The sequence below is a fragment of the Rhodanobacter glycinis genome (genome assembly GCF_900114325.1).
Taxonomy (GTDB): domain Bacteria; phylum Pseudomonadota; class Gammaproteobacteria; order Xanthomonadales; family Rhodanobacteraceae; genus Rhodanobacter_A; species Rhodanobacter_A glycinis.
The window spans coordinates 23,151-38,446 of the sequence record NZ_FOSR01000023.1 but is presented as its reverse complement, the minus strand read 5'-3'; the positions used below and the strand labels follow the sequence as shown (position 1 = coordinate 38,446).

At 62.6% G+C, this 15,296-nt stretch carries 16 protein-coding genes and 1 tRNA gene; 11 read left to right on the top strand and 6 right to left on the bottom strand.

What is annotated here, in order from left to right:
* The coding region (locus tag BMY90_RS16540; RefSeq protein ID WP_281244061.1) for a citrate/2-methylcitrate synthase at nt 1-335 on the bottom strand (335 nt) is incomplete at its 3' end.
* Nucleotides 336-643: 308 nt separating this feature from the next.
* On the opposite strand from BMY90_RS16540, the gene BMY90_RS16535 reads away from it, so the two are divergent.
* Together BMY90_RS16535 and BMY90_RS16530 are read left to right on the top strand one after the other, a co-directional pair.
* Nucleotides 644-964: an AMP-binding enzyme gene (locus tag BMY90_RS16535; RefSeq protein ID WP_092705264.1), complete on the top strand. Its 321-nt coding sequence runs from the start codon at nt 644-646 to the stop codon at nt 962-964.
* A gap of 116 nt (nt 965-1,080) precedes the next feature.
* Entirely contained in the window at nt 1,081-1,689 is a 609-nt protein-coding gene (locus tag BMY90_RS16530; protein WP_245735075.1) for a 3'-5' exonuclease, read from the top strand.
* Nucleotides 1,690-3,153: 1,464 nt separating this feature from the next.
* Here the strand turns inward: BMY90_RS16530 and BMY90_RS16520 are convergent.
* Nucleotides 3,154-3,230: transfer RNA gene (locus BMY90_RS16520), tRNA-Met, on the bottom strand.
* Nucleotides 3,231-3,441: 211 nt separating this feature from the next.
* On the opposite strand from BMY90_RS16520, the gene BMY90_RS16515 reads away from it, so the two are divergent.
* The 9 genes from BMY90_RS16515 to BMY90_RS16475 all read left to right on the top strand — a co-directional run bounded on the left by BMY90_RS16515 (nt 3,442) and on the right by BMY90_RS16475 (nt 9,672).
* The gene (locus tag BMY90_RS16515) at nt 3,442-3,984 is read left to right on the top strand and encodes an RNA pyrophosphohydrolase (RefSeq protein ID WP_037099495.1); all 543 of its coding nucleotides are present in this window, start codon (nt 3,442-3,444) and stop codon (nt 3,982-3,984) included.
* A 64-nt stretch (nt 3,985-4,048) separates the two neighbouring features.
* Nucleotides 4,049-4,255, top strand: a complete 207-nt coding sequence (locus tag BMY90_RS16510) for a (2Fe-2S)-binding protein (protein ID WP_008210666.1) — start codon at nt 4,049-4,051, stop codon at nt 4,253-4,255.
* Nucleotides 4,256-4,635: 380 nt separating this feature from the next.
* The gene (gene bfr, locus BMY90_RS16505) at nt 4,636-5,106 is read left to right on the top strand and encodes a bacterioferritin (protein ID WP_008210665.1); all 471 of its coding nucleotides are present in this window, start codon (nt 4,636-4,638) and stop codon (nt 5,104-5,106) included.
* A gap of 100 nt (nt 5,107-5,206) precedes the next feature.
* A complete protein-coding gene (locus BMY90_RS16500; RefSeq protein ID WP_092705261.1) occupies nt 5,207-5,962 on the top strand; it encodes a DUF6776 family protein in 756 nt (251 codons plus the stop codon).
* Entirely contained in the window at nt 5,949-6,389 is a 441-nt protein-coding gene (locus tag BMY90_RS16495; protein ID WP_092705260.1) for a bactofilin family protein, read from the top strand. The genes BMY90_RS16500 and BMY90_RS16495 overlap by 14 nt, the downstream gene beginning before the upstream one ends.
* A 103-nt stretch (nt 6,390-6,492) precedes the next feature.
* Nucleotides 6,493-6,861: an iron-sulfur cluster insertion protein ErpA gene (gene erpA, locus BMY90_RS16490; protein WP_092705259.1), complete on the top strand. Its 369-nt coding sequence runs from the start codon at nt 6,493-6,495 to the stop codon at nt 6,859-6,861.
* Between the two features lie 25 nt (nt 6,862-6,886).
* Nucleotides 6,887-7,858 carry an NAD(+) diphosphatase gene (gene nudC / locus BMY90_RS16485; RefSeq protein ID WP_092705258.1) on the top strand — a complete coding sequence of 324 codons (972 nt, stop codon included), beginning with the start codon at nt 6,887-6,889 and terminating at the stop codon, nt 7,856-7,858.
* Nucleotides 7,859-7,970: 112 nt separating this feature from the next.
* Nucleotides 7,971-8,723, top strand: coding sequence for a hypothetical protein (locus BMY90_RS16480; RefSeq protein WP_092705257.1), 753 nt, complete (start codon nt 7,971-7,973; stop codon nt 8,721-8,723).
* 79 nt (nt 8,724-8,802) lie between these two features.
* Entirely contained in the window at nt 8,803-9,672 is an 870-nt protein-coding gene (locus BMY90_RS16475) for a beta-lactamase induction protein (RefSeq protein WP_092705267.1), read from the top strand.
* Between the two features lie 283 nt (nt 9,673-9,955).
* Here the strand turns inward: BMY90_RS16475 and BMY90_RS16470 are convergent, their stop codons facing one another.
* The 4 genes from BMY90_RS16470 to BMY90_RS16455 all read right to left on the bottom strand — a co-directional run bounded on the left by BMY90_RS16470 (nt 9,956) and on the right by BMY90_RS16455 (nt 15,293).
* The gene (locus tag BMY90_RS16470; protein ID WP_092705256.1) at nt 9,956-11,830 is read right to left on the bottom strand and encodes an MFS transporter; all 1,875 of its coding nucleotides are present in this window, start codon (nt 11,828-11,830) and stop codon (nt 9,956-9,958) included.
* Nucleotides 11,831-12,088: 258 nt separating this feature from the next.
* Nucleotides 12,089-13,810, bottom strand: coding sequence for a T6SS phospholipase effector Tle1-like catalytic domain-containing protein (locus BMY90_RS16465; RefSeq protein ID WP_092705255.1), 1,722 nt, complete (start codon nt 13,808-13,810; stop codon nt 12,089-12,091).
* Complete coding sequence (locus tag BMY90_RS16460; protein ID WP_217638590.1) at nt 13,810-14,220, bottom strand: DUF3304 domain-containing protein; 411 nt, start codon at nt 14,218-14,220, stop codon at nt 13,810-13,812. Before BMY90_RS16460 ends, BMY90_RS16465 begins: the two co-directional genes overlap by 1 nt.
* A 122-nt stretch (nt 14,221-14,342) precedes the next feature.
* Nucleotides 14,343-15,293 carry a DUF4123 domain-containing protein gene (locus BMY90_RS16455; protein ID WP_008216997.1) on the bottom strand — a complete coding sequence of 317 codons (951 nt, stop codon included), beginning with the start codon at nt 15,291-15,293 and terminating at the stop codon, nt 14,343-14,345.
* Nucleotides 15,294-15,296: the final 3 nt, after the last annotated feature.

The following is a 15,296-nucleotide window of genomic DNA, read 5'->3' as shown; positions in this document are numbered from 1 at the left end:
GTGCCCAGCACCGAGCAGCCGGTGCGCAGCACGTCCATCGGATGAGTGGCGGCCGGCAACAGCTCCATCGCCGCCTTCACCGGCGCCGGCAGGCCGCGCAGGCGCTTCAGCCGGGCCTTGTAATTCTGCAGCTCGGTCCAGGTTGGCAGCACGCCGTGCACCAGCAGGTAGGCGACTTCCTCGAAGCAGCCCTTGGCGGCAAGGTCATGGATGTCGTAGCCGCGGTAATGCAGGTCGTTGCCGCTGCGGCCCACCGTGCACAGTGCGGTGTTGCCGGCGGCGATACCGGACAGCGCCACGGATTTCTTGGCCTTGGGAAGGGTTTGCTCGCTCATGGGACATCTCCAGGGTGCGGAAGAGTACTTCTGAATTTTTGCGGGTGCCCGCTTGATTTTTGTGGGAGCCTGCTGGCGGGCGATGCTTTTGTCTTCGACAAGTATTGGAACAAAAGCATCGCCCGCGAGCGGGCTCCTACACAGATGGGGTCAGCCTTTTTGAGTGGGGGGCATCGGGCCCGCAAGCCGCCTCGAAGCGAGGACGTCACGCACCTGCATCGGCTGAAACAAGCCTTACTCTGCCGCCAACAAAAACATTGATCAATCTTGATCCAAGCGATCAATATGTTTCCCCGTCGCCAAGGACGATGTTCATCGTCGGCGGCTTCAACTGCTACCCCGCCGAGATCGAACGCATGCTCGCCGAACACCCGGCCATCGCCCAGGTCGCCGTGATCGGCGTACCCGACTCGCGCATGGGCGAAGTCGGCTGCGCCTGCGTGGTGCTGCGCACCGGCGCCACGCTGAGCCAGGACGAACTGGTTGCCTGGTCACGCGCACGCATGGCCAACTACAAAGTCCCCCGCCACCTGCGTCTGTACGACGCCCTGCCCGTCAACGCCACCAACAAGGTGGCGAAGCGGGAGCTGGCGACGGAAGCACGGGCGGCGATGACGGTGGTGCGGTGAGGTAGCCCGACACGATCGGAAGTGATCCCCATGCTGGATTACGCTCAGTGAGCGGCTAAGCTTCGTGATGCCATCCATGTACGCCACTGGGACAAGAAGTGTTCGACCGACCCATCGTGATCCTCGACTTCGAGACTACCGGCCTGAGCCCAGACGCTGGTGATCGCATCACCGAGGTTGCCGCGCTGCGCATGGTCGACGGCGTGATCACTGAGCGATTCGTCACCCTGGTCAATTGCGGCACGCGCATTCCTTCGCATATCACGGCGCTGACGGGGATCAATCAGCGGATGGTCGATGGGGCACCCTCGGTCAAGCAGGTCATGCCGCAACTGCTCGACTTCATTGGTGAAGACGCCTTGGCCGCGCACAACGCCAGTTTCGATGCCCGCTTTCTTCTGGCCGAAAGCGGGCGCCAGGGACTATCCCCACGTCACGGCGGCCTGATCTGCTCGCTGAAACTCGCCAGACGGCTATTGCCTGGCCGCCCCAGCTACAAGCTGGGCGAACTGGCCCGGTCGCTGAACATTCGCTTCAACGGTGCGGCCCACCGTGCCGAAGCCGATGCGGAAGTGACGGTCCATCTGCTCAGCCACATCGGCGAGCACCTGTGCCGCACCTACGCATGCTCATCCATCGCGCCCAGCCTGCTCGAGGCTGTCACCCGCAAGAGCGCCAACAAGGTCCCCGACTTCCTGTCCCACCGGCTCGCTGCTGCTCATTGAGCGTTGGCGATCATCGCGTAGGCCCGCGGCTTAGCGCTTTCGAGTAACCCGGGCCAGACTACGGCACGGCAATGCGTCGCCCTTGCGGTGAGGTTGTCGCAGCGTCCCACCAACAAGCACGACATGGTGCACTGCACTGGCGCGCAAAAACGACTGTTCTGACGACCACAATGCCGGCGATGGCTCAGGGTGCAGGCACAAAAAAGCCCGCTTTCAAGCGGACTTCCAGGAGTTTTCGGGTTTCACGAAACGCCTCGAAAGGCGTTTGGTGGTATGGGTGGACTCGAACCACCGACCCCATTATGAGAGCGCATGGCCTGAAGTACACCAATAACCGCTAAATTACTTCCACATCCGGATTACAGTGTGGATTCATGCGTGTGAAATGCATAAAAATCTATATGTATCAAATATTTAAACAACCATCACTCATTTAACAGTCTTTCGCCAATTCTATAGCACCTTGAGCCGTTCACGGCGCTTTACAGCACTTGAGGTAGTTAAAAGACTGTCACGACGCTTGCCGGCTGGATGACTCCAGCACTACTTTAAGCCATGGACGGTACCGGAAGCAGGGACGACATTCTAAGTGAATTGGACGGCGCGCCGGTTCCGCGAGGGTGGTGGCCGGATCTCAGCGCCGCTTTGCTGCACCTCGGACAGTCCATCAGTTCGATTGATCAGCCCATCTTGACCCCGCTTGTTGCGTATCTCGCCCGCCACTCTGGATTCTTAGAGGAGCAGGCCGTCCGGAAGGCCCGCGTGCAGTCGCCGAGTGAGATCCACACTGCCCATCCGGCCAGCGCCACGCTCTTTCGCTATAGAAATGGCCATACGCATGGATTGGAACGCCTGATCTGCATCGGACTTTGCGCACTGGTTGAAGCCCACGGGCAGGATAGGAACGCACCCAAGCGATTGTTGTCGATCATACGTGGCGCGATCAGCACATCGGACTCGCCACTCACCTTGGCACTGGGCTCCGCCTCATCCATTCCAGAATTCGTTCGTATGGTCGACCACGAGTTGACCACTGGCGCACTCCCAGCACATTTTCTCCAGCAGTGACTGAATTCTGCCGCGTAACGTTCGCGCCCGCTGCCAAGCAGACATCGGTGCCGGCGATGTGAAGGACAGCGACGGGTCGCTTACGGCCGGTCAATCTGCCGTCGAGAATGCTCAAAGACCATCCTCCCACGATCAAATTTGGGAATTCGTGGAAGCCCTTTCATATCTCACATGTCACAAGGTGCTTGGGTCATATCGGCCCCGTCGCCTGCTCTGTGACAGTAAAAAGTGTCACAGAAAGTGTCACACGGCCCATTCGTAAACCGAAAACGGAGGCCTGGGGACGGCATTGCAAGGGTGCCGCAAGAGCGAATTCGTCGCGAAGGGCACAAAAAAAGCCCGCTCTTACGCGGACTTATCTTTCCCCATCCAAATACCTGACCCACAATAGGGAGATGGTGGCTATGGGTGGACTCGAACCACCGACCCCAGCATTATGAGTGCTGTGCTCTAACCGGCTGAGCTACATAGCCATGGGGTGCCCGCCGCGGGTGGGTTCGGTGCTTGCGAACCGGAGGGCGGGGCGCGGCAGTTTAATCGTCTCGGCGCCGGCATTCAAGCGTACATTAGCCTTTGTGGCTTGCCGATGCTTCGCGCACTGTGCTTGAATCGGGTTGAATGTCACGCACCGGTCACTGATCCGACCCACAGGCTGGCGCGCTGCGAGGAGGCAAGATGGCCGACATCATCGACGCTGATGGCTACCGTCCAAACGTGGGGATCGTGCTGTTGAACGGCGCCGGGCAGCTGTTCTGGGCGCGCCGCGTGCGCCGTGACGGCTGGCAGTTTCCGCAAGGTGGCATGCGCAGCGACGAGACGCCGCTGGAAGCGATGTACCGCGAGCTGGAAGAAGAAACCGGCCTCGAACCGCAACATGTCGAAGTGGTGGCGGTCACCCGTGGCTGGCTGCGCTATCGCCTGCCTAACCGTTATGTGCGTCATCACCAGCGGCCGATCTGCATTGGCCAGAAGCAGGTGTGGTTCCTGCTGCGGCTGGTGGGCGAAGAGGATGCGCTGCGCCTGGATGCGAACGAGAAGCCGGAGTTCGACATCTGGCGCTGGGTCGATTTCTGGTATCCCGCGGCGAATGTGGTGAATTTCAAGCGCGAGGTTTACGAGCGCGCCCTGCGCCATTTTGCGCCGGTGGTGGAAGACCTGCTGAGCGTGCAGGTGGGCCACCAGCCCCGGCGCGCGCCTGATCCGGGCAACGGATGGGCTGCCGCCTGAACCGTCGGCATCGCTGCGGCCGCGCTTGTTGACAATCATTCGCATTCGTATTCCAATACGCGGCATGTACATTTGTCTGTGCAACGCCGTCACTGATCACGATATCCGTCGCGAAGTCGCCGACGGCGTCCGTTCGTTCGCCGAATTGCAGGCGCGTACGGGCTGCTCGGATTGCTGCGGTTGCTGCGAGCCCGAGGCGCGCGCCTGCCTGCAGCAGGCGCTGGAGCATGTCGAAAGCACCGCCCTGCCGGGCTTCGTCGCCGTCGCCTGATCCTCTTCCGTCAAGAGGAGCCTGGTTTTGCCGGTTGTCCCGGCGAGACGCTTTGCTGCGGCCGGAAGCTGGTCAAGTCGGGACCCGGCGTCTTCACGGCATGGAAAACAAAGGCTGCTGGATGGCCTGCTCCGGCGTGATCGCTACTGGGCTCCGAGCCTTCGCCGGGGTGACGGCTTCGACAAGTCGTCGTTGAACGATTTCGAGTCCGCGTCAGGAGCCCGGGCCGCGCTTCGTACAAACGCCACCCCGCATTCATGCCTCCACGACCCGCGGCCATGCCACGTCTTTCGCATGCGCGAACCATTGGCATTTGCGTTTCGTCATGGCGCAAGCCGAATCCGTATAGTCGACGCATCAGCCAACACGGAGCGAAGGTCATGAAGGGCGACGCCAAGGTCATCGAATTTCTCAACAAGGTGCTCTACAACGAGCTGACCGCGATCAACCAGTATTTCCTGCATTCGCGCATGTTCAAGGACTGGGGCTACCGCGAGCTGGCCGAGCACGAGTACAAGGAATCGATCGAGGAGATGAAGCACGCCGATACCTTGATCGAGCGCATCCTGTTCCTCGACGGCCTGCCGAACCTGCAGCACCTGGGCAAGTTGCACATCGGCGAGAACGTGCCCGAGTGCATCCAGGGAGACCTCGACCTGGAACTGGTCGCCGCCAAGGACCTGCGCGCCGCCATTGCGCACAGCGAAGGCATTGCCGATTTCGTCAGCCGCGACCTGTTCAAGAACATCCTGCACGACGAGGAAGAGCACATCGACTGGCTGGAGACCCAGCAGAACCTGATCAAGGACATCGGCGTCGAGCGCTACCTGCAGAGCAAGATGGGCGACTGACCCGCTCCCGGCGCCGCCACTACGCGAATGCGTGCGGCGGTTCCTTGACGCTGTTGACCCCGCGCGGCTATACCTTCGTTTTTCCACCGGATGGCCGCGCATGCCTTCACGACCGCCGCCGCGCTATGTGGTGCGCCCGAACGACGCCCACGAGCAACGCCGCCGCCGGCTATGGCTGGGCGCGGCGTGGCTGGCCAGCCTGATTCTGGTGGGCGGGGCGGCCACGCTGCTGGTTGGCCATGCGGCGCCGCGCATCATCAACCACAAGAGCCAGCTGCGCGACCTGGCCTCGCAGAACGACAACCTCAAGCAGCAGGTGGCGAACCTGCAGCGCTCGCAGCAGGTCACCCAGATTGCCACGGCCTCGCTGCGCAAGACCCTGGCCGACCGCGACGAAGAGATCAGCGGTTTGCGCGCCGACCTGGGCTTCTACTCGCGCCTGCTCGGCAACAACGCCACCCACGACGGCTTGAAGGTGCAGGAGGTGCAGTTGCAGCCGGTGTCCGGCTCGCACGCCTGGAACCTCACCATCAGCCTGACCCAGAGCGTCAAGCACAGCGACGACACCAGCGGCACCGCCCTGGTAAGCGTGGACGGCGTGCGCGGCAACAAGGTGGTGCAGCTGGCCTGGTCGGCATTGGGCGACGACGCCCAGAAGGACGGCCTGCCCTTCAGCTTCAAGTATTTCCAGCAATTGCACGCCACGATCATGTTGCCGGCGGACTTCCGTCCGACCCGGCTGCGGGTCGAGGCCAAACCGGCCGGCGGCGATGCTGTCGCCCGCGCCGTCACATGGAGTGACGCATTGACCGGCCATGTCACCGTCGCCCAGGGGGATCAAGATGCTCAACCGTAACAAACGCCATGAACCGGCCCGCCATGGCCATTCCCACGAAACCAGCCTGATCGCCCACGGCACGGTGATCTGCGGCGACCTGCGCTTCAGCGGCGCACTGCACCTGGATGGCCGCATCGAAGGCGCAGTGCATGCCGAGGGCGAGGACGCCGTGTTCACGCTCAGCGAGCAGGGCCAGGTGCAGGGCGAGATCCGCGTGCCGCACGCGGTCATCAACGGCCAGGTGCACGGCGATGTCTACGCCAGCGCGCGGCTGGAACTGGCGCCGCAGGCGCGCATCACCGGCGACGTGCGCTACCGCAGCCTGGAAATGGCCGCCGGCGCCCAGGTCAACGGCCGCATGACGCATGCCGGCGACGCCGAAGTCACGCGCGAACTGCCCGCCCCGGTGGTCGAGAAGGACGACGCCGAGGCCGAGGCGGCCTGAAGCAGGGCCCGGCCGCAAACCCGCGACATCAGGCCCGAGATCGTGAAGCGGGCCTGATCGCGCTATCCTTGCGTTCGCCCCGCCACAACCGCATATCAGTCCGATGGAAACCATCGTCTCGATTCCCGACTACCGCCAGGCCGGCGCTCCGCTGGCTTTCACCGCTGCCGCCGCGCACAAGGTGAACGAGCTGATTGTCGAAGAAGGCAATCCGGAGCTGAAGCTGCGCGTGTATATCAGCGGCGGCGGCTGCTCCGGCTTCCAGTACGGCTTCACCTTCGACGAGGCCCAGGCCGAGGATGACTTCGCACTGCAACGCGAAGGCGTCACCCTGCTGGTCGATCCGCTGTCGCTGCAATACCTGCTCGGCGCCGAGATCGACTACAGCGAGAGCCTCAGCGGCGCGCAGTTCGTGATCCGCAACCCGAACGCGAAGACCACCTGCGGCTGCGGTTCCTCGTTCTCCACCTGAGATAGCCACAGGCTCTGATCCACGCATGGCCGCGTCGACACCGCTCAACACCTTTGCCGGACTCAGCCTGACCCTCGACCGCATGGCCGAGCGCCGCGACGACGCCGAGTGGCTGGCCGCCCAGACCGCTGCGCCCGATGTGCGTTACCTGCTGCTGGATGACAGCGGCAGCGCCTTCCTCGAACGCGAACACGAAGCGCTGCGCTGGCTGGATGCCGACGAGCGCGCGCGCCTGTTCGGCCATCTGCCGGCCACCTTGCTCGGCGTGGCTCGCGAACGCCCGCATTTCCTGCTGGCGCTGGACGATGACGCGCGTATCGACGAACTGGAAACCGCACTCGATGCACGCCGCATGGGTTTGCGCGAGGCCGGCGTGTTGCTGGGCGCCGTCGAGGCCGGCTTGTTCGCCTACGCCAAGGGTCTGTTGCACTGGCATCGCGAAACGCGCCACTGCGCCCGTTGCGGCGCGCTGGTGCGTGTGGTTTCCGCCGGCCATCGCCTGCAATGCACGAGTGCCGCCTGCGGTCGGCTGCATTTCCCGCGTACCGACACGGCAATGATCGTGCTGGTGGAACACGACGGCGCCTGCCTGCTCGGTCGCCAGGCTGGCTGGCCGGCGGGCCGCTATTCCACCCTGGCCGGCTTCGTCGAACCGGGCGAAGCGCTGGAAGATGCCGTGCGCCGCGAAGTGGCCGAGGAATCCGGGGTGATCGTGGGCGCGGTGCGTTACCACTCCTCGCAACCCTGGCCGATGCCGGCCTCGCTGATGGCCGCCTTCACCGCCACCGCACGCATTCCCGATATCCGCCTGCGCGACCACGAACTGCAGGATGCACGCTGGTTCACCCCACGGCAGATCGTCGACGGCCTCGCCGACGGCAGCCTGCTGACGCCGACGCGGCTGTCGGTGTCGTACCGCCTGCTGGCCGACTGGCTGAGCGAACGCGCCGGACTCGATCTCGACGAACTGGTGAAAGCCGCTCCGGTCAGCGCATAAGCCCGACGCGGCCGGCTTTTCCACGCGACGGATTCGAGCCGTCAGCGCCACGCCATGAACTTCACCGCCCGCCACCGGTCCCAACTCCACGCCCGCCACGCATGGATCGACGATGGTGCAGGAACACGCCGCCCGGCCGGAGGCACGCCCGCCGCCGGATCAGCCGCCCTCTGACAAAAACCGCCTGCCCTGGCGCGACATCGCCCGCCGCGGCAGCGCGCTTGGCGTGGCGTTGGCGCTGCATCTGTCGCTGCTGGCGTGGATACTGACGCTGGCACCCGCACCGGATGCCAAGCCTGCCGACAACGAAGCCGAACCCGTCCGCGACGATGCCTTGCACCTTACGTTCCTGCGCCAGCCGCCCATGACTTCCGCCACGCATGCCATCACCTCGCACCGCGCGTTGCCGCGATCACGCATGGCCCCGGCACCTCGACGAATCCGGCCGCCACCGGCGGCGACACCACCGATGCAGGCATCACCGAATCCCCCCGTGCAACTCGACTTGTCAGCCGCACCCGATGCCGCCACTGCCATCTATCATCCGGGCAGTTTTCGCAGCGATCTGCAGGAAGCTCGCCACCCCAAGCCGGCCTTCCGAATGCCCGGCTTCGCCGTCACCCGCGTGCCGGGCATCCACCTGCACGCACCGCCCCTCAGCCTGCAGAAGATCGTGCGCATGATCGGCAAGAGCCAGGATTGCTATGCCATGTACACCGGTCTGACGCACGGCCCGGAACGCTTCCTCACGCCCGACCAGATCGCCGACAAGATGGAGGCCGAAGGCTGCGGCCCGCAGGCCAGCAAGGAAGACAACGACCCAACCATCAACGCCATCGCGCACGGCTTCGTCAGCGGCGGCTGACGCCACCACGCCAATGGTCGCCGCCGTTGTGCTTCGCATGCCATACAATGCGAAGCATCTTCGGAAGCACATCGTCATCATGGCCATTCGCCTGCTTGTCGCCCTGATCGCCCTCGGCCTGCTGCACCTGCAGCCGCGACTTGCCTGCTGGCGCGGCGATGGTGGCTTCCGGCGCTGGGTGGCGCAGATTTCCGATACCAGCGGCGCCGGCCGCGTGGCGCTTGCGCTGCTGCTGCCGCTGGCGTTGTGCGCGCTGGTGATCTGGCTGCTCGGCCTGCTGCCGCTGCCGGCGCTGCTGCAATTGATCTTCGCGCTGGCGGTGCTGCTGTTCTGCTTCGGCCCGCACGCCTATGAAGCCGATCTCGAAGCCGTCCTGCATGCCCCCGACGATGTTCGCCGCGAAGCCGCCGCGCAGGCGCTGGGCGAGGACGGCGAATACGTGGCCTGGCGCGCGCCCGAACTGGGCGAGGCGATCGCGCTTGCCGCGTTGCGCCGACGCTTCGGCGTGGTGCTGTGGTTTTTCCTGCTCGGCCCGGTCGGCGCCCTGCTCTACCGGCTGGCACGCACGCTGGGCCGCGACGAGTCGCTCACCCTGGACCCGGCCGCACGCGCCATCGCCCGGCAGTTCGCCAACATCCTGGACTGGCTGCCCGCGCAATTGCTGGTCTTCACGCTGGCCCTGGTCGGCCATTGGGAAGCGGTGATCGGCGCGTGGCGGCGCTGGCATCACCTGGCCCGTCCCGACGACTGGTATCGCAACGGCCCCGGCTTCCTCGCCGCCGCCGCACGTGCCGACATCCTCACCGATATCGAAGGCGGCGACGGCTACACCGAGGAACGCATCGACACCTTGCTGGAACTGCGCCGTCTACGCTCGGCCTTGCTGCGTGCCTTGCTGGTGTGGCTGAGCGTGGTGGCCTTGATCGTGATCGCCGGCTGGTGGCGCTGAACGCATAACGCGCGTACGCCACTCCCTTCTCGGTGTGGCGTACTTCCCCCCCTCTCCCCGGAGGGGAGAGGAAGCCAAACAAAGCGCAGCATCTGCGCGCGCAACGCCCACGTACCGACTCATCCTCGACGTCCCGTACTCACTCCCTCTCCCCTCCGGGGAGAGGGCTGGGGTGAGGGGCCACGCTTGCGATGACCTTCATTGTGGAAGCTTTCCGCGAGCACCCGCCCCTCCCCTCAATCCTCTCCCTAGAGGGGAGAGGAAGCCAAACAAAGCGCAGACCCTACGCCATGTCCCCGCGCAACTCGCGCACCCGCGCTTCCAGCGAAGCCGCGCTGGCATGCTCTGGCGACACCGGCGCATCCACCACCAGCTCCACCCGCGCGCGGAAGCGCCGCGGCAGCCGGGAACGCTGCAACGTCGAATCGCGCCGGCTCCACATGCTGCCCCACAAACCGCGCAATGCCATCGGCACCACCGGCACCGGCCGGCGCGCGAGGATCTTCTCTACCCCGGGGCGGAACGGCGCCATGTCGCCATCGCGGGTCAGCGCGCCTTCGGGGAAGATACACACCACTTCGCCATCGGCCAGCGCCGCATCGATCGCGTCATAAGCCTGCTGCAACACCTGCGGGTCTTCCTTTTGCCCGGCAATGGGAATCGCCTTCGCAGTGCGGAATACGAACTGCAGCAGCGGCACGTTGAAGATCTTGTAATACATCACGAAGCGCACCGGCCGGCGCAGGTTCGCCATCAGCAACAGCGGATCCATGAAGCTGACGTGGTTGCACACCAGCAGCGCCGGCCCTTCCTCGGGAATGTTTTGCCCACCCTCCGCACGCACGCGATACAACGTGTTCACCAGCACCCAGGTGATGAAGCGCATGATGAACTCGGGCACCAGGGTGAAGATGTACGCGGCGACCAGCACGTTGAGCAAGGCCGCACCGAGGAAAATCTGCGCGGCATCCAGACCCAGCGCGTAAAGGCCGAGGCCAAAACCCGCCGCGGCCACGATAAATATCGCATTCATGATGTTGTTGCCCGCAATGATGCGCGACAACTTTTCGCGTGGTGCACGTGCCTGCACGAAAGCAAACAGCGGTACCACGTAGAGACCGGCGAACATGCCGATCAGGGTGAGGTCGAGCACGATGCGCCAGCTGCCCGCACCGTGCAGGAATGCCAGCCAGTCCAACCCGCGCGTCGCCGAAATCCCGTGCCGCGCGAAATACAGGTCCACGCCAAACACGGTCAGTCCGAAGGCCCCCAGCGGCACCAGGCCGATCTCCACGCGACGACTCGACAACTTCTCGCACAACAGCGCGCCCACGCCGCTGCCTACCGAAAACAGCGTGAGCACCAGCGTGTAGACCGAACCATTGCCACCCAGCGTTTCGCGCGTGTAGATCGGTAACTGCGCGATCAGCACCGTGCCGAAGAACCAGAACCACGAGATGCCCAGCACCGCGTTCCACACCGCGCGATCGGCATGGGTAATACCGATCACCCGCGCCGTCTCGCTGAACGGGTTCCAGTTGAGCGTGAGGTCCGGCGCGGTGGCCGGTGCTGGCGGAATCGCGCGACTGGCGAGATATCCCACTACCGCCACGCCGATCGTCGCGCCCGAGGCCAGCCACGGACCCACGCCCGCCACGCGCATCAATTCGTTGCCGGCGATCATGCCGATCAGCATCGCCAATTGCGTACCCATCTCGACCAGGCCGTTGCCGCCCACCAGCTCGCCCGGTTTCAACGCCTGCGGCAGGATCGCGTACTTGATCGGCCCGAACACCGTCGAATGCACGCCCATCATGAACAACACCACCAGCAACAACGCCACGTGATGCGTGATGAACCCCGCCGCCGCGACCACCATCGCCAGGATCTCGAACAGCTTCACCCAGCGAATGATCCGCGTCTTCTCGAACTTCTCCGCCAGCTGCCCCGCCGTGGCCGAGAACAGGAAAAACGGCACGATGAACAACGCCGGCGCCAGATTCGTGTACAACGACGCCGCGTGATCATCCAGCCCCAACTGAAATGCCACCAGCATCAGCAACGCATTGCGAAACGCATTGTCATTGAACGCCGCCAACGCCTGCGTACAGAAAAACGGCGCAAACCGACGCTTGCCGAACAGGGCGAACTGGCTCATGCGGGATCCATGCGGGAGAGTTGGCGGCTAGGGTAGCGTGAAAAGCTGGCGCAAAAGGGAGCTCGGCAGGCATGATCCAAGCATCGAACCGTGAGCTGATAGCCGCGTTGTGCATCAACGCATGACTTCAGCCGAGGTTACACTGCCGAGCTGACAAATCGGCATCTTGGGCAGGGGCCGTCACTTCCTTCTTGCGCGTGCATCAGCTCGGTCAGAAGGGTGAATGCTGCACTTCACGGCTCTTGACGAAAGTAAAAGTCACCGCACTCCGTTAACAAATCCGGCCATACCCTGACTGCTCACTACTTGTTGCACGTGTTGCCGCTGCTGCTCCCATTCCGACGATTGTGCAACGACGGCATGCGCCGACTCCCAGACTCCGCGATTGCGGAAGTACGACCAAGGTTCGCTTCCACCCAGAAACCCTGCCTTGGAATCATGCACATAAGTGTCGAAAAAACTGACGACATCGGCCTTGGGCGGCGCCCCGTAGTAGGCATCCAGCATCCAGGATGCTGCCGTGGACGTGAACATGTAATGGCCACCGGCTCCCACCTTGCCAGACACCAAGGGTTCCCCATGCTTGCGCTTTTCGAGTAGTGCGGCAGCTTCGTCGGAAATCTGAACTTCGCCGCTATTGATCTGCGCCACACCACTCTTCAGCGCATCCTGTTTGGCCTGTAGCGCATTGCGCTGCGTGGCCAAGGCAACCGCCTGATCGCGCTCGGCTGGCGTCGCCCCACGCTTCGTCATGATTGCGCGTATTTTAGCGTTGAGTTCATCGATCTGGCCCTGGTACGCCTTGGCCTCTTGCTGATAGTGCGCATCGGCTGGAGACATATGGCCGGACACTGTGTGCTTGTAGGCATACCACGCCTTCATGTGTGCCTTGATGCGCTGCTCCACGGAGCCAGCGGTTTCGCCAACGAAGGTCATGTAGGTGTCGAACGCTTTCTGGGTTGCTTCCGGGATCATCAACATTTCTGAAAGAGTCCGGCTTTTTGAAACAAATGCCCAATCGTTCAATCGTACGCCGCCACTTGTGGCCTCCCGATACATTTCAACCAAGGGCACGCGAGCGAGCGTGTCGGAACGCCCTTGCTCGTCCGGCGCGTAGCCGCCGCCCACGTCCGAGTGCACTCCCGGGAAGACTTCCTCCTTCCAATTGCCAGGATAGCTACCGTTCTGCCGGATCAGATCCACCGGAAAGGAGTAACGCAACTCATGCGCCGCCACGTAGTGCACGCAGCGCTGCAAGTCTTTGGGCAACCAAAGGTCGACATCCTTGAAATCGTTGTGCGCGGGAAGTCCGAAAGAGGCCACCGTGTCGAAAAGGCCGAGGAAACGGAAGGTGATCGGATAGGACTGGTAGGTCAGCGTGCCGCTTTCACGATTGCACATCTTCAACATACGGTTGACGAAAGCACGCGCCAACGCGGCACCACGCGAGAAGCCGAGCACTGATATCTCGATCGACTTGATAAGCCGATGCCCGCTTAGCGCCTTGTTGAGGTCGGAAAGCCCTTTTTCCTGGTTCTTGTCGTAGATGGCCTTGACATCTTTGCCAGCCTTGTCGGTGGCGACCTTGAGCGCACGACGCAGCATGTCGTTCATGTCCATGTCGCCACTTTCCAAGCGCGAGTCCGCGCCGGCGCCGACGCCCCCTCCGACAAAACTCGAATCACGCACGTACTTGCCCAACTCCCACCAAGGCTCCTTACGATTGAGCTTGGTGCCTACACCAGAAATGTAGTATGCATAAATGCCGTTTTCCGGTTCGCGACGAGATGCGTCGTAAAGTCGTGCAACGTTGCTCCATTTTTTAGCGGCAGCATCGGCATCTCGATTGTTTCCCGTGCCGTCAAAAAAAAGCGCGACCTTGACGCGATCGTAGCAATCCTGTTTTGCCGCCGGTGCTTCCTTGTCCACATCTTGCGTGGATGCCGTCAGGGCCGCGATCAGGTCATGAGCACTCTCCATCAGTGCACTCCTTCCTTTTTCTCGTCAGGTATGTCGCGACTCAGCGTGAACTCAACATGATCGTCCGGGTAGATATGAACTCCGAGGTATTTGTAAGCGCCATGAGGCTTGGGAATGACGCCTATCACGTCGCGCTTGAAGAGCTCGTCGGGCCGCGTGTCGGATGGCGATCTGTCGTATTCCCACCTGACATGAGTCGGCCCTGGTTTCACCTCGATGCAGCAGTAAATGCCACCGCCTGTTCCACCCGGCCCATACTCCTGGACGAAGCCGCCCACGTAATGATCTTGAACCCAGATATCAGCTAGCGCTTTCGGTGTGTAGTTGAAGACCACGACATCAACCGTCAACGTGTGCGCCATACATCCTCCTGTCGTCGCAATGGCGAAGCTGGCCAGCAAGCCCAGCATCAGCTTTCGTGTACCGAGTACAGTGCGAAACCATGTGCTTTTGACACTATTCATTTTGTCGATTCCATGCGTGACCCTGCAGCACGGTGCAGATATTTGTTTGTTGCTGTCGAACCGCGTGATCACCTTTCGGCACACTCCATCGAACTCTGTCTTGCCTGTTCCAGAACCTCCGGCGACAAACTCGAAAGCATCTCCGTGAATGTCTTCGTTCCAGTGCGTACGCCTTCCAGCTCGCTGGCCATTGCCGGGCATATGTCGAAACGCTCACCAAGGATCATGCCGGCACCCACAAAGTTGACAAGATCCCGCATTCCACGGATGGCGTAGCGCTCTGCAGCATCCACTAGACGGCAAGCCAAGCCGTAGTTCTCCAAATCGCTACGATCAGACAATACACCAGGGCGGTTGAGCCGAAGTTCGTACAACACCTGATCGGGCGTGGTTGCACGAACGAGCTTGCGCACCTGGCCGACATCAAATGTGAGTGGCAGCACAGACCCGCCGTCTATGCCCGACGTTGCAGGCACCGTCGCGACCAGTTGCTGCGCATTCATCCGATGCAACGTACCAGCCCGATCCCAATAACCGACATCGCATAACGACATTGCGAATGCGGCCTTCTGCTCAGCGGTGAAAATCGGCCCCTTGACGTACAAAGTGTCATCGTCGGGCTGGCCCAGCAGGCTGGCGAGCACAGCTGGATCCCACCAAGCCAGCAGCATGGTGGTGCTTTGATTGACTTGTACGTCCAGAAATTTCAGGAGGTGCGTGAACAGCTCATCGAAACCCAGTTCGCTCGTTACCAGAACGGCACATGGCTGCTGAGAGCCGTTGCGCGCGAGCCAGCTCCATGCCCGACTATCAATATCGTCGGGCAGCTCGACCAGATGTGGGGAAGCCTCCCGGATTGATGCGTCATCGCCAAGCAGACAGGCGTTGCGCGGCGCGTGCAGCACCGCAGGCAGACGCTTGTCCTGTGCCGGATCAACCACCGCGTAAGCGTGCAAAGCCGCGGTGTCACGATCGCACAGCCATGAAGGCCATGTAATGGCAGCTTCCTGCACGGGCATTGA